This is a genomic window from Serratia sp. Tan611 (assembly GCF_905188235.1).
Lineage (GTDB): Bacteria > Pseudomonadota > Gammaproteobacteria > Enterobacterales > Enterobacteriaceae > Serratia_B > Serratia_B rhizosphaerae.
In genome coordinates this window covers 1,379,406-1,397,564 of the sequence record NZ_LR994655.1, presented here as the reverse complement: position 1 = coordinate 1,397,564, position 18,159 = coordinate 1,379,406, and the positions used below count along the sequence as shown (strand labels likewise).

The following is an 18,159-nucleotide window of genomic DNA, read 5'->3' as shown; positions in this document are numbered from 1 at the left end:
TTCTCCGCCCTTCCCGGCAACCACAGCGTTCTTACTCTGCTCCCGCATTTCTCCCCGTTTGTCCCAGCCACCACACAACAAATGATCATCATTACCGTTTGCTAATCACTCAATACAACAGCAACATACTGTACATGCATACAGATATGCATATGCCGGCACTGGCGGCACCTTGCTCAATCCGGTGGTTTTAGCCAGAAACGTCAGAGGCCATTTATCCGTTACGAAAGGAAGTTATAAAGAGGGAATTATCATGACTGAAGCCAAGAAAAATGCACAAGTGCTGAACGGTGTGAATGATGACATTAGCGAACTGAAAGCGTTATCCACGCTGCGCAAACGCGTCATCAGCGACGGCGAGATCGTCGCCAAATCACCAAACGGTTTCCGTCTGGCAAACGGCAACACCGGCGTGATATTGCGTAACGACGGTAAGGATTTTTACGCGCTGACCACGCCGAGCGGCCAGGCTCAAAATGGCTCGTGGAACACCTTGCGTCCTTTCTCATTCAATCTTGCCTCCGGCAGAGTATCGCTGCGCAACGGTGTTGATATCTCCGGCGGCGCAATGATCTCGCATAACGCCGGTATTTCCACCAAGACCACCGGACCGGCTCCGCTAATCAACGGACAAATTTATTATGCCGCAGATGTCAGCGCCAATTTCACCAGCGGTAATGTCACCACCACCATGTTGATGGGATCGCGGGTCGTCGCCGGCAAAGAGGATTATGGGTTACTTTCTTACCGCGATTGGCAAGGGAACTGGAACGAAATCCAGGTGAGAGCCAATGCCGAGTTATCGGTGGGACAATTAGTAAAGCGTAATCCTTATGGCTGGATTGTCGCTGCCGGTAACTTCGACACCAATAACAATGCCGACCGAATTACCAATGCCATGCGCCTGCAGGGGAAAGACGATCTCTTTGCCGACCTATACCATTATGAACGCATTGGCCAACACCATTTTATGGGGTTGCATGTAGCCAACGGCGGCGCACAAGGCTGGTATGAATTCCGCAACGACGGCCATGCTTACACCAACGGTGCCTGGAACAGCAGCTCCGACGCCCGCATGAAAACGGATATCACGAAAATCTCAGGCGCGCTGGAGAAGCTGACCACAATCAGCGGTTACACCTACCTCAAGCAGGGCATGCCGGAAGCCGGTGTGATTGCCCAGGAAGTGGAAAATGTCTTGCCACAGTCCGTCACCCAAACCGAATTGACCATGAATGACGGCAGCGTTCTGAAAGACGCCCGCAGCATCAATATCAACGGCGTCGTGGCGCTGCTGGTTGAGGCGCTTAAGGAAGAACGGGAAGCTCGCATCACATTGGAGACGCGCATCGCGGCTCTGGAAAAAACACTTGCCGGCTAACAGAGCGGAAACATCGGCAAGCATACAGCCAAATTCAATAAAAATATTTCACTGCATATACATCTGACTATGTATAAGGAAATCAAGGAGATGTTGTTATGGCAACACCCGCATATTACCTCAATGGCATACCGCATGATGCCGGAGGCCGCCCTATTATCACCATCACCGGTGGCCCAAACAGCCCCGTAGGAAACGGCGGAATCTATCCCGGAATATCTTTCCCTGTTTATGTTCCCTGGCCAGGTATCGGCAGCAGACCGAATAGCGGCGGCAGCATAGCTTATGACCCGAACAAATTAACATTTACCGGCTTATATTATCTGCGAGAGAGCCAGAAACAAATAAATCAAATCCTGGAACAGGCCAGCAATGCGTACCCACTGCATGCAGATCAAACCAGAGATGAGGCCAGTGCGTTACTTGCTGACTTAAAAAATAGCGGATTGATTAATCATCCTGAAATTAACCCGCTGGCTAATGCTCTACAGGATTCTGTTAATGCATTACAGATTAATATCGATTTAAAAAATCGAGACGGAAATATTGCCAATCGGAAAACACAGGAGGCTGAAGACACGTTTAAGGACTTCATGCATCGCTATAAACTCGCGAACTTTATCGACAAATCTGCCGCCATGATTGATGTGGCGATATCAACAACGGGTCCATGGTTCATCAAGTTATGGAATGAAACTGTCCCCCCTAAAATCAGCGAAGAGATTGAGGTAAAAAATAAGCTCATTTCATATCTCGATCGGGTAAAAACAATTACAGAAGATGCAAATAATAAGAAAAACACCCTGACTGAGATAAAAAACAGGATAGAGATTGAACAAGCCCGTAAGGCGGAAGAAGCCAGAAAAGCGGAGGAGGCCCGCCAAGCGCTGTTTGCCACAGCGGGGGTACGGGATACTCCCACCTACACGCTGGAAAAAGCCAACGCCGCCACTGCCGCCTTGATGACGGCCGGTACCATGGTGCTGAACCGCGCGCCCGGTATGGTGCAGTTGTCAACGGTGGCAAACGGCGTAATGACAACGGCCAGCGAGATGGCTGGCTGGGTATCCAGCGCGATGTGGCGAGGCGCGGTCGCCGTAGCCGAGGTGGCAACGGTCAGTAGCGTCGGTGCGACGGTCGGCGCCTTTGTGGTCGGTTTTTGGCCGGGCAAGGCCGGGGAAGGCAGCGACCACGTTCCCGGCCGCGATATTAAGATGTTTGCCACGCAGGCAGGTTTGTTCGCTGCCGGTAAAACCGCCGTTCAGCCGGAAATGGATGTGGTCGATTTGCCGGTCCGTGGCTTTATCGCAACGGATGATCATGGGCAGCAGAATGTGTATCTTGTCAAAACCGGGGCCGGCGGCGTATCTGCCAGCGTGCCGGTGTACCGACCGGTGCATGATGAACAGACCGGCCTGGACAGGATAACGCTGCCGGCAATGGCCGGGGCGCCGTCGCGAACCATTTTGGTCAACCCGGTGCCGGTCGGCCCTACCGCACCATCCCATACCGGTAACGATGCACCGGTGCCGGTGACGCCGGTGCATACCGGCACTGAGGTGCGGCAGGCGGACAGTATCGTCACCACCACCTTTCCGGCCGGTGATATCCCGCCGCTGCAGGATTTCATCTATTGGCAGCCGGATGCCACCGGCAGCGGCGTTGAGCCGGTTTATGTGATACTGAGCGGAATTTATGGAGAAACTAATGCCAAAGGAAAATACAGCGGACGTGACTACAATACCGACCAAGCCGGTGGCCCTATCCAGAACCTGGACTGGAGAACGGCCAACATCGACCGGGCAGGCGTGGATAAGGTGAGGTTGCATACCGGACGGTTTATGGAATCTCCCGAAAACAAGGTGATGATTGACCGACTGGAGAAAATTTTGCAGGGTAAGCTACAGGCAACGGATACCGATAAGCGTTTTTACACCCATGAAATTAGGGAGTTGGAACGTTACCGGGCGTTGGGTATTCCTGATGGTACGGTTCCAGAAAATGAAGGCGAAGTCTGGAACAACACTCATACAACAACATTAGAAGATTACCAGCTTAGTTCTGATGAAAGCCTGTTATACACACCAGAGGCTCTCAACGCACATAACTAAATGTAAAGGTATTAAAATGATAGACTACAATGCAATGGTTAAAAATGAAAATATGGCAGACGTTATTCTTTATCTAGTTGGACGAAAAGAAGAGGGCATGGCATATCCATCCATTGACCTGTTTTTTGGCAGATATAAAGCAGCTGAAAAATATGAGTCATATAACATAAAACTAATACATACAATGAAGGAACTTGAAGAGGCTGGCCAGGTATTTTCAGCAAGAACCTATGGTTCTGGATATAAAAAAGGCCCTAACTGGAAGGAACCAAAGTTCGTCACCGAGAAAAAATACGGTATCGAATAATCGCCATTAATGATTTATTATCATGTTTTTCACAAAGCCCAAAAATTCAATTTTTGGGCTTTTTTATCTGTATCTTTCGTTTATTTGAAGCAATCATCCTCAGCGTAGCTGACATCTTAACATTCATACGATTAATGAAAAACCCACTGAGAAATCAAATCAGGTGATAAATTGGCAATAGTTGTGTCCCTCCCGTCGCTGCAGAATTTCACTTATCAGCAGCCGGATGCAGAGCTGAACCGATTTATGTGATACTGAGCGGAATTTATGGAGAAACCAATGCCAAAGGAAAATACAGCGGACGTGACTACAATACCGACCAAGCCGGTGGCCCTATCCAGAATCTGGACTGGAAAACGGCCAACATCGACCAGGCAGGCGCGGATAAAGTGAGGTTGCATACCGGGCGGTTTGAAGACTCCCCCGAAAACAAGGTGATGATTGACCGACTGGAGAAAATTTTGCAGGGTAAGCTACAGGCAACGGATACCGACAAGCGTTTTTATACCCATGAAATTAGGGAATTGGAGCGCTACCGGGCGTTGGGTATTCCTGATGGCACCACCCCAAAAAATAGCTACGAAGTCTGGAATAATACTCACACAGCAACATTAGAAGATTACCAGCTTAGTTCTGATGAAAACCTGTTATATACGCCAGAGGCTCTGAAATAAAACAAATAAATGCAGAGGTATTGAAATGATAGATTATAATTCAATGGTTAAAAATGAGACTATGGGAGATGTTATTATCTTTCTGGTTGGACAAGAAGAAAATGGCATGGCATACCCATCTATCGACCGATTTTTTGGCAGATATAAAGCAGGTGAAAAATATGAGTCATATAACATAAAACTAATTCATGAAATGAAGCATCTTGAGGAAGTTGGACAGGTAGTTTTAGAAAGAGTCTATGGAGCAAAATGTAAAAAAGGTCCCAACTGGAAAGAACCCAAATTCGTCACCGAGAAAAAATACGGCATCGGATAATCGCCATTGACAATCTTTCATCCTCATGTTTTTTTCGCAAAGCCCAAAAAATCACGTTTTTTGGGCTTTTTATCTGTGTCGTTCGTCTATTTTAAGCAACCATCATCAGCGTAGCTGACATCTTAACATTCGTACGATTAATGAAAAATCCATGAGAAATCAAATCAGTTGATAAATTGGCAATAGTTGCGCTCCTCCTGCGGCTGTAGGATTTCATTTACCGGCAGCCGGAAGCGGCATTGAGCCGGTTTATGTGATACTGAGCGGAATTTATGGAGAAACCAATGCCAAAGGTCAACACAGCGGACGCCCCTATAATCCAGATAAAGCTGGCGGACCAATTCAAAATTTGGACTGGAAAACTGCCACCATTGACCGCGACGGCGTAGACAAAGTGAAACTGCATACAGGACGCTTTGGTGACTCACCCGATAACAAGGTGATAATCGACCGATTGGAGAAAATCCTTAAGGGGGAACTAAAGCCTACAGATATCGACAAACGTTATTATACTCATGAGATACGTGAACTAGAGCGCTACCGTGCGTTAGGAGTTCCTGATGGGGTAGAAGATGAATCAGTTTGGAATGATGCACATACAGCTACACTTGAAGACTATAAAGTAAATGAGAAAACCGACCCTCTTTATACACCAGAGGCCAAGGAAGCTTATGAAAAAGCTGAGTTAAAAAAACTCAACGGAGGTTAGTAATGTCACCAATTGAAAATATTATTAAAAGTGAAAGTGTTGAAGATGTGCTTTTACACTTTGCACCCATAACGTCATACCCAGGAATTGATCGGATGTATGTTAATTATAAATTCCAGGTGATAGAGCATGGCGAATTACTGTCAACGTATCAGCGGCTGGTGAAGGAAGGTAAACTAACTAAAGACGATAAAGGCCATACGATTAAAGGACCGAACTGGAAAGAACCTAAATTTGTGACCGAGAAAAAATACGGCATCGAGTAATCGCCATTAATGATTTATCATCATATTTTTCTCAAAGCCCAAAAAGTCAATTTTTGGGTTTTTTCATCTGTGTCGTTCATCTATGTTAAGCAATAATCATCAGCGTAGCTGATATCTTAACATTCTTACGATTAATGAAAAAATCTGAGAAATCAAATCAGGTGATAAATTGGCAATGGTTGTGTCCCTCCCGTCGCTGCAGAATTTCACTTATCAGCAGCCGGAAGCGGCATTGAGCCGGTTTATGTGATACTGAGCGGAATTTATGGAGAAACCAATGCCAAAGAAAAATGCAGCGGACGTGACTATGATACAGACAAAGCCGGCGGCCCTATCCAAAACCTGGACTGGAGAACGGCCAACATCGACCAGGCAGGCGTGGATACGCATACTGCCACCCTAGAAGACTATAAAATAAATGAACGAAATGAACCTTTGTATACTCCTGAAGCAATCAAAGCGGCAGAGGAGCAAGCTAAGAGGGAAGAACTATGATTGATTTTAAGTCTATGATTGAAAAGGAAAGTGTATACGATGTGGTGTCTTTCTTCGCTGGTTCGACAAGAGGGATCGGTTATCCGCAGTTGGATAATTTCTTTGTTCGTTACCGATTTGATGTTATTGGAAATGGAGAACTATTGAAAGTTTTTGAAGATATGCGCAGTAATGGGATTGTCGAATGGGGAGAAAAAATGCTTGTTAAAAAAGGCCCAAACTGGAAAGCGCCCGCATTCGTCACCGAGAAAAAATACGGTATTGAATAATCGCCATTGACGATTTTTCATCATCATTTTTTCGCAAAGCCCAAAAAGTCAATTTTTGGGCTTTTTTATCTGTGTCGTTCATCTATTTTAAGCAATAATCATCAGCGTAGCTGACATCTTAACATTCGTACGATTAATGAAAAATCCCTGATAAATCAAATCAGGTGATAAATTGGCAATGGTTGTGTCCCTCCCGTCGCTGCAGAATTTCACTTATCAGCAGCCGGAAGCGGCGTTGAGCCGGTTTATGTGATACTGAGCGGAATTTATGGAGAAACCAATGCCAAAGAAAAATGCAGCGGACGTGACCACGATACCGACAAAGCCGGTGGCCCTATCCAGAATCTGGACTGGAGAACGGCCAACATCGACCGGGCTGGCGTGGATAAGGTGAAGTTGCATACTGGACGGTTTATGGAATCTCCCGAAAGTAAGGTGATGAGCGACGACTGGTGAATATTTTTCAGGAGCAGCTGGTGAGGAATAAACTTATAGGAAGAGTTATGATTAACTTCAAAAAAATGTTTGAAAATGAAGAAACTCAGGAGATCATTTCGTTCCTTTCTGGACGAAAAGATAACGGTATATCCCATCCTCAATTAGATGGTTACTGCACCACGTATGGAAACAATTACATATCAAACATTGAACTAATCTCTTTAGTACGAAATATGCAAGAAAAAGGATGCATTTCACCTAACGGAAAAGGTGGTTATAAAAAAGGCCCTAACTGGAAGGAACCAAAGTTCATCACCGAGAAAAAATATGGCATCAAATAATCGCTAATAATGATTTATCATCATGTTTTTCGCAAAGCCCAAAAGCTCACGTTTTCTGGGCTTTTTATCTGTGCCGTTCATCTATTTGAAGAAATAATCATCAGCGCGGCTGACACCTTAATATTCTCACGATTAATGACACAACCACATAAAATTGACCCAGGTGATAAATTGGCAATAGTTGTGTCCCTCCCGTCGCTGCAGAATTTCACTTATCAGCAGCCGGATGCAGAGCTGAACCAATTTATGTGATACTGAGCGGAATTTATGGAGAGACCAATGCCAAAGGAAAATACAGCGGACGTGACTACAATACTGACAAAGCCGGTGGCCCTATCCAGAATCTGGACTGGAGAACGGCCAACATCGACCGGGCTGGCGTGGATAAGGTGAAGTTGCATACTGGACGGTTTATGGAATCTCCCGAAAGTAAGGTGATGATTGACCGACTGGAGAAAGTTTTGCAGGGTAAGCTACAGGCGATGGAGACCGACAAGCGTTTTTATACCCATGAAATTAGGGAATTGGAGCGTTATCAGAATCTAGGGATTAAAGATGGGGAGATCCCAGAAAACTATGATGAAGTTTGGAATAATACCCATGCAGCCCCCCTAGAAGACTATAAAATAGATGAACGAACTCAATCTTTATATACACCTGAAGCAGAAGAAGCATATCGCAAAGCAGAGGAGGGAACATAATGCTAGATCTTGAAGGGATTTACAAAAATGAAAGCGTAGAAGATGTTCTTTTGCATTTTTCCCCACGAACACCTTACCCCAGTATCGACCGTATGTACGTACGCTACAAATTTGAAGTCATTGCAAATGGTGAATTACTACGGACTCATCAACGATTATTCAAAGAAGGCAAATTAATGAAGACGGAAAAGAAACTACCGGAGAAAGGTCCCAACTGGAAAGAACCAAAGTTCGTCACCGAGAAAAAGTACGGTATCGAATAATCGCCGCTGACGCTGTTTCATCATGATAGATTGCACAAAGCCCGACTAACTCACGTTTGCCGGGCTTTTTCATTTGCGGAGATATTACCCGTAGTTTAAATCCGTTCGCCCCGTCCGCTTAGCGCAGTTCCAACTGCGTCATTACCGCGGCGATATCGCGGCAGGCTTCGGCCGGCAAGGGCTGCAGCGGACGCGGCAGGCAGTCGAGGTCGCTCAGCCCGAGAATACCGGCGGCGACGGCCATCACGCGGATGCTGCCATGTCGGCGGAACAGTTGCCACAGCGGTTCCAGCCGCGCAACCAGCTCGCTAACGCGCCCGCTGTCCCCTGCCCGTGCGGCGTCGACAATCTGTCTGGCGCTGTGCGGGAACAGGCCGCCGCACACCGAATACCACACCTCGCAGCCGGCATTCAGCCCCTGCCCTGCAAACTCATCGCCGCTGACGCCGATGGTAACCTCCGCCGACAGTATCTTCCGCAGGCTTTGCATTCGCACCGGCTCCGCCTGCACGCCGGGGATTTTCACCGACTGCACGCCCGGCAGGGCGGCGACGCGCGCCAGTAACGCATCGGAAAACTCAAAGCGAGTGGTGCGCGGGTTGTTATACACGCACAGCGGCACGGAACTATGGCGCGCTACGGTTTCATACAGCGCATAAACTTCATCATCCGTCAGCGACTGATAGCACAGCACCGGCAGCAGCAGCGCATCGGCGCCCGCCGTCTGCGCATCATCGGCCAGCTGCAGAACCTGCTCCGTGCCGTAAGCGCCGATGCAAACCATCAGCGGAATGCCGCCGGCGTGCTGCGCCGCCAGCGCGGTGACGCGTTTTTTCTGCTCATGCGTCAGATAGGCATAGCTGCCGGTGGAACCTAAGACGCCCAGCGAATCAACCCCGGCCTCGGTCAGCCGGGCCAGGATATTCACAAAACCTTTTTCGTCGATCCCCGAAGGGGTCACCGGGGTCAGCGGAAAAGCGCTCAGACCTGTAAACATGACTTGCTCCTGTGATAAGTGCGGAAAACGCGCCAGCGGTCATTATAATAAACACAGCGGTCAGTATAATAAATGGCGATATTTACCACATCCCGGATAATTTATGATTGCAAAAGCCACCTGAACACATTAGTTTCATCAGACTGCTTGTTCAATTATCAGGGCATTTAATGCGCGATTTCACACACGTCACCGACCCAGCTTCAGCGACCGCTCCGGCCGCCGTTGCGCCGTGTGCCGCCATCGCCCCTCCCGCCCTGTCATCTGTCGTGGTAGCCGTCGTCGCTACCGTGGTTTCGCCGCCGCACGCCGTGGTTGTGCGTTAAAACCACCCTCAATCTTATTCTCCGGACAATATTCATGCGCGTTGGCGCAGGCCGTTGCGTATGCCGGAGTTGGTAATGTTCACGACAGGTGACATCACATGCGAGTTATTTCCCAATCAGCCAATGCCGCGATGGCGACGCTGTTTGTGCTGCTGTGGAGCAGCGGCGCTATTTTTTCCCGCTGGGGGTTGGAGCACGCCTCCGCCTTGGTGTTTTTATTCTTCCGCTGCGCCATCGCCCTGGCGCTGTTGACGGCGATCGGGCTGTGGCAGCGACGTCTGTTGCCCGACGCCGGCAGTCGCCGGCGCGTGGCGCTGATCGGTCTGCTGATGATCGGCTGCTACCAAACCGCCTATCTGCTGGCGCTGGAATGGGGCGTCACCCCCGGCGTCCTGGCGACGCTGCTCGGCGTACAGCCGATCATCACCCAGTTCGTTACCGAACGGCGCTGCGGCGGGCTGCGCGGCCTGGGGCTGCTGCTGGCGCTGGGCGGCCTGACGCTGGTGGTGTATCAGAGCATCAAGGTGGCGCACTTTTCACCGCTTGGCATCGCCTGCGCCTTTGTCGCGCTCGGCTGCATGACCCTCGGCACCCTGCTGCAAAAAGGCATGCAGCAGTCGCCGCTGGCGGTGCTGCCGCTGCAGTACGCCGTCGGGCTGCTGGTATGCGCGCTGGCAATGCCGTTCGCGCCGCTGCATGTCGAATGGCGGCCGGGCTTTATACTGCCGTTGCTGTGGATGGCGGTGGTGATCTCGGTGCTGGCCACCCTCCTGCTCTACCGGCTGATCCAGCGCGGTAATCTGGTGCAGGTCACCAGCCTGTTTTACCTGATCCCGGCGGTTACCGCCCTGCTGGATTATCTGCTGCTCGGCCACCGGCTGGCGGCGCTGAGCCTGCTCGGCATGGCCGGCATCGTGCTCGGCGTGATGCTGGTGTTCCGCAAGGCGTAATACGTAAAAAACCCCCTTGGCCAGACGGCGCGAGGGGGTTTATCACTCGGTTGCGGCGTCAGAACAGCCAGGAGCCATAGCCCCACAGCAGCACCGTCAACCCCAGCAGCAGCTCAAGCAGCAGGATGCCGATGGCAAAGGTGGAGCTGGAGAACAGGAACCCTTCCTGACTGTCGATATTCAGGAAGTGCGGAATGCCGAGATACAGCAGATAGCCGGAATAACACAGGCCAACCACCCCGACGAACAGGCACAGCCACACCACCGGATACAGCGCCACAATGCCGCTGAGGAACATCGGCGTGGCGACATAGCCGGCAAACACCATACAGCGGTGCAGACTCGGCCGCGCTTCATAACGCCGCGCCATCCAGTGGATCACTTTGCCCATCACCGCAACGCCCGCCAGCATCAGCAGGTAGAAGGCCACGGCGGTATACAGCGCGGTCGCCATATCCAGCCGAATCGCGTGCCCCTCGCCGGACAGCCAGCCCAACTGCGTGGTGCCGATAAATGCGCACACCACCGGGATCAGCGCCATCAGCAAAACGTGGTGAGTATAGAGATGCGAGACGCTTTCGTTCTCGCGCTTGATTTCTTTGAACTCGGTGCTGGGATGCGCCAACAGCCCCCAAACATGATTGATCATGAGACACCTCCTCATCTCGCCGTCGGCCGCGCCCGGCGGGAATCACACTCCTCTGACGAACCGCGCGTCCGTATGAGGGTTGCGGCCACGGGGCTCTCCCCCTGCCATTTATTATAGTCTTTGGGTGAAAAAACGTTCGCCATCGGAGCGCGGAGAGGGTTTACTCTATAATCAAGCTGTTATCGTGCCGCCCCGCTGTGACCGGCCGATAATCAATCCGAAAGGAAGGAGCACGCCCATGACCGCAAAACTTCGCACCCGCCAGAGCGGCCTGGCGGATATCACCTACGGTGAAAACGTCCTGGTGGTCGAACCCTGTAATCTGTACGGCTGCACCCTGGGGGACGAGGTGTTCGTCGGCCCCTTTGTCGAAATACAAAAAAACGTCACCGTCGGCGCCCGCAGCAAGATCCAGTCGCACAGTTTTCTCTGTGAATATGTGACGCTGGGCGAGGAGTGCTTTGTCGGCCACGGCGTGATGTTCGCCAATGACCGCTTCCAGAGCGGCGCCCCTGACGCCGACCCGGCGAACTGGGGCCATACGCACATCGGCAACCGGGTCTCAATCGGTTCCGGCGCCACCATTTTACCGGTGCGCATCTGCGACGGTGCGGTCATCGGCGCCGGCGCCGTGGTGACCCGCGATATCACCCGCAAAGGCATTTACGCCGGTAACCCCGCCCGGCTACTGAGGGAGCTGCCCTGATGAATGCAGTCCGGATTGAACGCATCACCGACCTGCCCGCCGGCTATCTGGAAAATAACGATTTCACCTTTTACGTCGAATGCTATGCACAGCCGGCTTTTGGCACGCCGGTCGAACGCTGGCCTACCCAGCCGGTGGCGCCGTATCGCAAACACTACCCGCTGGCGCCCTTTATCAACGACGAAGGTGACACCTTTCTGGCGTTGCGCGACGGCGTGGCGGTCGGCCATATCACGCTGAGTAAAAACTGGAACGACTACACCCTGATTGAAGAGGTGGCGGTCAGCCGCAGCGCACGGCGCAACGGCATCGGCAGCGCGCTACTGGACGCCGCGCAGCAGTGGGCGCGCGAACGCGATACCGCCGGGCTGATGCTGGAAACCCAGAACAACAATCTGGCCGCCTGCCGCTGCTATCAGCGCTACGGCTTTACCCTCGGCGGCATCGACCATCTGTTGTACCGCGGCCAGCCGGATATTGCCGACCATGAAATCGCGCTATTCTGGTATCTGCCGTTCAATAACGAGGTCGGTTATTAAGCGGGCACAACAGGTGTACGGTTTCACTGCGGTTTAGTTTATGTCCGCTAACGTGAAAACGATGCTTCTCTCAATCAACCACGCCGCCAACGGAGGGGGAAATGAGCAAGGTCGCTCCATGGTTGTTAATGGTCGTATTGGCCGGCTGTGCCGGCACGCCGGACGGCGGCGCGTCTTCGCCGCATCCTGCACAACCCGCGGAAACCCAAGTGAACATTGACGATATCACCTCAGCCCGGCTGCAGCGCCTGCTGGCGCTGCGTAAATCAATGCCGGCGCTGGACGACGGCGCCGTCATTGAACGGCTGTCCCGCCAGTTTCTCGACGTGCCTTACGTCGCCGATAGGCTGATCGGCGACGCCGCTACGCCGGAACGGCTGGTGATTGATTTTCGCGGACTGGACTGCTTTACCTACCTGGACTATGTCGAAGCGTTGCGCCATGCCGATGACCAGGCGCAGTTTGTCCGGCAGCTGATCGCCACCCGCTACCGTAACGGCGAGGTCGGTTTCCTGACCCGTAAACACTTTTTCAGCGACTGGGCCTATCAGCCAGCCGTCCGCGCCGATGACATCACCACCGACCTCAGCCCGCACGCCATCACGCTGAGCAAAGTGCTGAACCGCAATGCCGACGGCGGCCAGTATCTGCCGGGGCTGCCGAACGCCACGCGCCGCATCAGCTATATTCCCAGCGAATATGTCGATGCTCGGCTGCTCAGCCGGCTGCGCACCGGTGATTACATCGGCATCTACACCAATCTGGAGGGGCTGGACGTCACCCACGTCGGCATCTATATCATGACGCCGGCCGGGCCGGTTTTACGCAACGCCTCGTCGCGCAAGGAAAACCGTAAAGTGGTGGATTCACCGTTTATCGACTACATCAGCAGCGCGCCGGGCATTGTGGTTCTGCGTCCGCGCTAAACGGTTATATTTTATCATTCCTTGTGCTAAAGCCGGGTTTGACTTCCTGCGGCGTCTGCGTTTATCTGGTTGCTAAAACTGACTGATTTTATTGTTGTTTCAGGGAGTGTTCGATGGCAATTTACCGGCGTTGCGCCATACTGGCGGCGGCCATGACGGCCTCGCTGCTGTTAGCAGGCTGCGATCGGCAAGACGATCGCCACCATATCAAGGTCGGCGTGATTAACGGCGCCGAGCAGGACGTGGCGGAGGTGGCGAAGCAGGTCGCCAAGGAAAAATATGGCCTGGAGGTCGAGCTGTTCGGCTTCAGCGGTGCCCTGCTGCCCAACGACGCCACCGATAAGGGCGAGCTGGACGCCAACGTCTTCCAGCACCGTCCGTTCCTGGCGCAGCAGAACAAAGACCGCGGCTATCATCTGACGGCGGTCGGCAACACCTTTGTCTTCCCGATTGCCGGCTACTCGAAAAAGGTTAAATCGGTCAATCAGCTGCGGGACGGCGCGGTGATCGCCATTCCCAACGACCCGACCAACCTCGGGCGAGCGCTGCTGCTGCTGCAGAAAACCGGGCTGATCGCGTTAAAACCCGGTAAAGGCCTGCTGCCCACCGCGCTGGATATCAGCGCCAACCCGCACAACTACCGCATTATCGAGCTGGAAGGCGCGCAGCTGCCGCAGGTGCTGGACGACCCGAGCGTCGACGTGGCGATTATCAGCACCACCTACATCAACCAGACCGGGCTGACCCCCACCAAAGACAGCATCTTTATTGAAGGCAAGGATTCGCCGTACGTGAATATCGTTGTGGCGCGCGAAGACAACAAGGATGCGCCGAAGGTGCAGGAGTTCCTCAAGGCGTATCAGTCTGATGAAGTCGCAGCGGCGGCGGAAAAGATCTTTAACGGCGGCGCCGTCAAAGGCTGGTAACGCTCCTGCAGGCCAGGCCGCGCCAGCGCGGCCTCCCCATAATCTTTCCCGTAAAAAAAACACCGCTTCCCGCTTGACCCTCACGCCGCGTCAGGCTTTAGTCTCTCTGCACGCACAAGGGAGGAGCACTCTATGTTATTGAAAGTCGGCGAACTGGCGCGCCGTTCTGGTATTACCGTTCGCACACTGCATTACTACGACAGCATTGGTTTGCTGGTCCCTTCTGCGCGCTCCGACGCCGGCTACCGGTTGTATAACCGGGCCGATATCGCCCGCCTGCATCATATCCAGGCATTACGCCGTATGGGAATGACGCTGGCCGAGGTCGGGGCGATTCTGGAACGTTCGGATCTGGCGCTACCCACGGTGCTGAGCCGCCAGATTGACATGCTGAACCAACAGCTGACGCAAATCACCGCGCTGCGCGATCGCCTGCAAGCGATGCATACGCAACTGACGGCGGGTGATGAGCCGGATCTGAACGACTGGCTGACAACGTTGGAGTTAATGACCATGTACGATAAATATTTCACCGCCGATGAACTGGCGCAGCTGCCGTTTTATCAGGCCGATACGCAACGCCAGCAAGAGTGGGCGACCATGGTGCAGCAGGTATGTGAACTGATGGCAAATGGCACGCCGGCGCAAGATCCGCAGGCGCAGCGCATTGCACGCCGCTGGATGCTGGCCCTGGAGCGCGACACCGCCGGCAACCCGGCGTTTCTCACACGTCTCAACACCATGCATGCCGATGAACCCTCAATGCGCGAGCAGACCGGTATCACGCCGGCCATGACCGATTACATCACCCAGGCATTTGCCGAAACCAAACTGGCGATTTACCAGAAATACCTGGATGAAGATGAGTATGCCTATGTCCGCAAACACTATTTCGACCGCATACAGGAGTGGCCGGCGCTGATAGCCCGCCTCCGTTCTGCTCTCAACGACGGTATCGCACCGGACAGCGGGCAGGCCCGGCAATTGGCCGCTGAATGGCTGGCGCTGTTCCGCTCCTACGCCGGCGACAACCCAGCGACGCAGATGAAAATCCGCCAGGCCATGGAGCAGGAGCCGACGCTGAGCGAAGGCACCTGGCTGACGCCGCCGCTGCTGGACTATCTGCGCGAGGCGGTCGCCAATCTGATGCGCGGCGAGTAGCCATTACTTTTGATTATCACAAGAGAGTAAAACAATATTTATCTTGCCGGTCAGCGCGGCGCATCATTCAATTATCCGCTGATTTATATCGAAAACATGGAGCTATCATGCAGCAGGCCGCGCTGACCATTACTGATGCGACTCATGAAACATTGATCGCTGTGACACAAATCTATGCTTACCATGTTCTGCACGGCGCCGGCTCTTTTGAAGAAGTGCCGCCCACTTTAGAAGAGATGCGCCAGCGTCACGATCGCGTACAAACAGCCGGATTACCCTGGCTGGTGGCGAAACTGGACGAGCAGATCGTCGGCTACTGTTATGCCGCGACTTATCGACCACGTCCTGCTTACCGCTTTACCATTGAAGATTCAGTGTATATAGCGCCAGATATGCAAGGCAAAGGCATAGGCCATGCGCTGCTCAGTGCGCTGATTGCCCGCTGTGAACGCGGGCCATGGCATCAAATGCTGTCAGTCATCGGTGATTCAGCCAATAATCACGCGTCGCTGGAGCTCCATCGGAAATTGGGATTTTGCAGCATTGGCACCCTGAACCAGGTCGGATTCAAATTCGGCAGTTGGCGGGATACACACATTATGCAGCGAGCATTAGGGCAAGGCGATCGTTGACCGAAAGATTAAGCGGCAGGGCACACCCCCGCCGCTCCGGTTAAGCTTTAAAACGCGCGCGTACCGCGCCGATCATCGATACCAGCAGCAACACCACGCCGCCGGCGACAAAGCCGAACGCCACGTTCAGCAGCGAAGGCACGATGCCCTGCAGGATATGGTCAAACGTCGGTGCGACCGCAATATGCGCCGCCCAGTCTTCAAACAGGTGATGCACCGCCGGCAGGCCGTGGGTCAGAATACCGCCCCCCACCATAAACATGGCGATGGTGCCGACGATCGACAGCGTTTTCATCAGGAACGGCGCGGCGCTGACAATGCCGCTGCCGATGCTGCGCGCCAGCGCGCTGCTTTTACGGCTTAAATACAGCCCCAGGTCGTCCAGTTTGACAATGCCGGCAACGATGCCGTACACGCCGATGGTCATCACAATGGCGATACCGCACAGCACGATCAGCTGCTGGGTAAAGCTGGCGCCGGCCACGGTGCCCAGAGTAATGGCGATAATCTCGGCGGACAGCACAAAGTCGGTGCGCACCGCGCCCTTTACCTTACGCTTTTCATAGGCCGCTACGTCCTCGTTCGGATTCAGCGCTTCACGCTGTTCCCCCTGTTCCGGCTTATGCGTCAGGCTGTGAAATACCTTCTCAAAGCCTTCATAGCACAGGTAGGCGCCGCCAATCATCAGCAGCGGAGTGATCGCCCAGGGCGCAAAAGTGCCAATCAGCAGCGCCAGCGGTACCAGGATCGCCTTGTTGATAAACGAGCCTTTCGCCACGTTCCACACCACCGGCAGTTCCCGGTCGGCCTTAACGCCGGTGACCTGCTGCGCGTTCAGCGCCAGGTCGTCCCCCAATACCCCGGCGGTCTTTTTCGCCGCCATTTTGCTCATCAGCGAGACATCGTCCAATAACGAGGCGATGTCATCAATCAGGGTCAGTAAGCTACTTCCAGCCAATGTGAGTTATCCTTCTGCTACGAAAAAATACGCGCCCGCTCCCCGTCAGCAATACCGCTGAATCATTAATGGGAGTGATGACTTACAGATAATAGCCGATAAGTCGATGCCGTGTACGGAAAGGTAAAGCATTGCGCCCGCCGCCGCAGCGACGGGCGGGCGGGTTATTCGGCGTCGTTATTCGCCAGGCGGGCGTCTTTCTGCCGGCGGTAGTCGCGGGCCGCGGCGGGCACCGGCACCACTTTGCCGGTCTCAATCCAGGTGCGCAGCCGGCTGGCGTCGGCGAAGTGGGTATATTTACCGAAGGCGTCCAGCACCACCAGCGACACCGAACGGTTGCCGATCATGGTGCGCATCGCCAGGCAGTGCCCGGCCTGATTGGTAAAGCCGGTCTTGGTCAGCTGAATATTCCACTTTTTGTTGTAAACCAGATGGTTGGTATTGCGGAACGGCAGGCTGTAACTCGGATCCTTGAAGGTCGCCGTGCTCTCGGCGGTGGTGCTCAACTGACCGATCAGCGGGTAGCGCTTGGTGGCCAGCAGCAGCTTGGTCAGGTCGCGGGCGGTGGAGACGTTATGAATCGACAGCCCGGTAGGTTCCACATAGCGGGTATGCGTCATGCCCAGCGCTTTGGCCTTGGCGTTCATCGCCTTGATAAAGGCGTTGTAGCCGCCCGGATAGTGGTGCGCCAAGCTGGCGGCGGCGCGGTTTTCCGACGACATCAGCGCCAGCAGCAGCATCTCTTTACGGCTGATCTCGCTGTTCAGCCGCACCCGCGAATAGACACCCTTCATTTCCGGCGTCTGATGAATATCCACCTTCAGCATTTCGTCGAGCGGCAGGTGCGCATCCAGCGTCACCATCGCCGTCATCAGTTTGGTGATCGAGGCGATCGGCACCACTTCATCCGGGTTACGGGCGTAAAGCACTTTATGATTTTGCATATCCACCACCATGGCGCTGCCGGAAGCCAGTTCAGGCTGCGTCGCATGCAGCGAGGCGGTGTTTTCGCTGGCCAGCGCCTGCGGCGCCAGTCCCGCGCCGGCCTGCAGGGCCAGCAAAGTCAGAACCAAAACTCGGATTTTCACATGTATTACTCTGTTGCTGAATTTAGGGAT

General features: G+C 53.3%; 20 protein-coding genes and 3 pseudogenes. 19 read left to right on the top strand and 4 right to left on the bottom strand.

The genetic code is table 11. The features are described 5' to 3' along the window. The first annotated feature begins 253 nt into the window (after positions 1 to 253). The 12 genes and pseudogenes from TAN611_RS06630 (at position 254) to TAN611_RS06575 (ending at position 8,271) form a co-directional block, all read left to right on the top strand. Complete coding sequence (locus TAN611_RS06630; protein WP_203067414.1) at positions 254 to 1,381, top strand: tail fiber domain-containing protein; 1,128 nt, start codon at positions 254 to 256, stop codon at positions 1,379 to 1,381. Positions 1,382 to 1,479: 98 nt separating this feature from the next. Then, the gene (locus tag TAN611_RS06625; protein WP_238404517.1) at positions 1,480 to 3,492 is read left to right on the top strand and encodes an S-type pyocin domain-containing protein; all 2,013 of its coding nucleotides are present in this window, start codon (positions 1,480 to 1,482) and stop codon (positions 3,490 to 3,492) included. Between the two features lie 16 nt (positions 3,493 to 3,508). Continuing rightward, positions 3,509 to 3,799 carry a hypothetical protein gene (locus TAN611_RS06620; RefSeq protein WP_111737538.1) on the top strand — a complete coding sequence of 97 codons (291 nt, stop codon included), beginning with the start codon at positions 3,509 to 3,511 and terminating at the stop codon, positions 3,797 to 3,799. A gap of 236 nt (positions 3,800 to 4,035) precedes the next feature. Continuing rightward, positions 4,036 to 4,473: pseudogene (locus TAN611_RS06615) on the top strand (pyocin); the annotation flags it as partial. Positions 4,474 to 4,498: 25 nt separating this feature from the next. Continuing rightward, positions 4,499 to 4,789 carry a hypothetical protein gene (locus TAN611_RS06610; RefSeq protein WP_105230234.1) on the top strand — a complete coding sequence of 97 codons (291 nt, stop codon included), beginning with the start codon at positions 4,499 to 4,501 and terminating at the stop codon, positions 4,787 to 4,789. A gap of 226 nt (positions 4,790 to 5,015) precedes the next feature. Continuing rightward, a pseudogene (locus TAN611_RS06605) lies at positions 5,016 to 5,498 on the top strand (klebicin D activity protein); the annotation flags it as partial. A 2-nt stretch (positions 5,499 to 5,500) separates the two neighbouring features. Further along, entirely contained in the window at positions 5,501 to 5,764 is a 264-nt protein-coding gene (locus tag TAN611_RS06600) for an immunity protein (RefSeq protein ID WP_105230233.1), read from the top strand. 246 nt (positions 5,765 to 6,010) lie between these two features. Then, positions 6,011 to 6,259 (top strand): hypothetical protein, encoded by a 249-nt coding sequence (locus TAN611_RS06595; RefSeq protein WP_238404514.1) that lies wholly within the window; start codon positions 6,011 to 6,013, stop codon positions 6,257 to 6,259. Then, a complete protein-coding gene (locus TAN611_RS06590; protein WP_203067413.1) occupies positions 6,256 to 6,528 on the top strand; it encodes a hypothetical protein in 273 nt (90 codons plus the stop codon). The genes TAN611_RS06595 and TAN611_RS06590 overlap by 4 nt, the downstream gene beginning before the upstream one ends. Before the next feature lie 503 nt (positions 6,529 to 7,031). After that, a complete protein-coding gene (locus TAN611_RS06585; protein WP_203067412.1) occupies positions 7,032 to 7,307 on the top strand; it encodes a hypothetical protein in 276 nt (91 codons plus the stop codon). 236 nt (positions 7,308 to 7,543) lie between these two features. After that, positions 7,544 to 8,008 (top strand): annotated as a pseudogene (locus TAN611_RS06580) (klebicin D activity protein); the annotation flags it as partial. Continuing rightward, a complete protein-coding gene (locus TAN611_RS06575) occupies positions 8,008 to 8,271 on the top strand; it encodes an immunity protein (RefSeq protein WP_105230231.1) in 264 nt (87 codons plus the stop codon). The pseudogene TAN611_RS06580 and the gene TAN611_RS06575, both read left to right, overlap by 1 nt. A 118-nt stretch (positions 8,272 to 8,389) precedes the next feature. Here TAN611_RS06575 and TAN611_RS06570 read toward each other — a convergent pair whose 3' ends face one another. Further along, on the bottom strand, positions 8,390 to 9,268 hold the full coding sequence (locus TAN611_RS06570; RefSeq protein WP_203067411.1) for a dihydrodipicolinate synthase family protein: 879 nt from the start codon (positions 9,266 to 9,268) through the stop codon (positions 8,390 to 8,392). Positions 9,269 to 9,692: 424 nt separating this feature from the next. Between TAN611_RS06570 and TAN611_RS06565 the strand changes: the two genes are divergently transcribed. After that, on the top strand, positions 9,693 to 10,544 hold the full coding sequence (locus TAN611_RS06565; RefSeq protein ID WP_203067410.1) for a DMT family transporter: 852 nt from the start codon (positions 9,693 to 9,695) through the stop codon (positions 10,542 to 10,544). 58 nt (positions 10,545 to 10,602) lie between these two features. Here the strand turns inward: TAN611_RS06565 and TAN611_RS06560 are convergent, their stop codons facing one another. Further along, entirely contained in the window at positions 10,603 to 11,193 is a 591-nt protein-coding gene (locus tag TAN611_RS06560) for a Yip1 family protein (RefSeq protein ID WP_105230228.1), read from the bottom strand. A 238-nt stretch (positions 11,194 to 11,431) separates the two neighbouring features. On the opposite strand from TAN611_RS06560, the gene TAN611_RS06555 reads away from it, so the two are divergent. The 6 genes from TAN611_RS06555 to TAN611_RS06530 all read left to right on the top strand — a co-directional run bounded on the left by TAN611_RS06555 (position 11,432) and on the right by TAN611_RS06530 (position 16,083). Continuing rightward, positions 11,432 to 11,899 carry an acyltransferase gene (locus TAN611_RS06555; protein ID WP_105230227.1) on the top strand — a complete coding sequence of 156 codons (468 nt, stop codon included), beginning with the start codon at positions 11,432 to 11,434 and terminating at the stop codon, positions 11,897 to 11,899. Beyond that, positions 11,899 to 12,438, top strand: coding sequence for a GNAT family N-acetyltransferase (locus TAN611_RS06550; RefSeq protein ID WP_105230226.1), 540 nt, complete (start codon positions 11,899 to 11,901; stop codon positions 12,436 to 12,438). The genes TAN611_RS06555 and TAN611_RS06550 overlap by 1 nt, the downstream gene beginning before the upstream one ends. 101 nt (positions 12,439 to 12,539) lie before the next feature. Then, positions 12,540 to 13,364, top strand: a complete 825-nt coding sequence (locus TAN611_RS06545) for a DUF1460 domain-containing protein (protein WP_187043484.1) — start codon at positions 12,540 to 12,542, stop codon at positions 13,362 to 13,364. A gap of 113 nt (positions 13,365 to 13,477) precedes the next feature. Continuing rightward, positions 13,478 to 14,290, top strand: coding sequence for a MetQ/NlpA family lipoprotein (locus tag TAN611_RS06540; RefSeq protein WP_197951500.1), 813 nt, complete (start codon positions 13,478 to 13,480; stop codon positions 14,288 to 14,290). Between the two features lie 132 nt (positions 14,291 to 14,422). After that, on the top strand, positions 14,423 to 15,451 hold the full coding sequence (locus TAN611_RS06535; RefSeq protein ID WP_105230223.1) for a MerR family transcriptional regulator: 1,029 nt from the start codon (positions 14,423 to 14,425) through the stop codon (positions 15,449 to 15,451). 107 nt (positions 15,452 to 15,558) lie between these two features. Further along, positions 15,559 to 16,083 carry a GNAT family N-acetyltransferase gene (locus TAN611_RS06530; RefSeq protein WP_172606304.1) on the top strand — a complete coding sequence of 175 codons (525 nt, stop codon included), beginning with the start codon at positions 15,559 to 15,561 and terminating at the stop codon, positions 16,081 to 16,083. A 40-nt stretch (positions 16,084 to 16,123) separates the two neighbouring features. Here the strand turns inward: TAN611_RS06530 and TAN611_RS06525 are convergent, their stop codons facing one another. After that, positions 16,124 to 17,041, bottom strand: a complete 918-nt coding sequence (locus TAN611_RS06525) for a DUF808 domain-containing protein (RefSeq protein WP_105230222.1) — start codon at positions 17,039 to 17,041, stop codon at positions 16,124 to 16,126. A 164-nt stretch (positions 17,042 to 17,205) separates the two neighbouring features. Further along, positions 17,206 to 18,075, bottom strand: a complete 870-nt coding sequence (pbpG, locus tag TAN611_RS06520; RefSeq protein WP_370576260.1) for a D-alanyl-D-alanine endopeptidase — start codon at positions 18,073 to 18,075, stop codon at positions 17,206 to 17,208. Positions 18,076 to 18,159 lie beyond the last annotated feature (84 nt).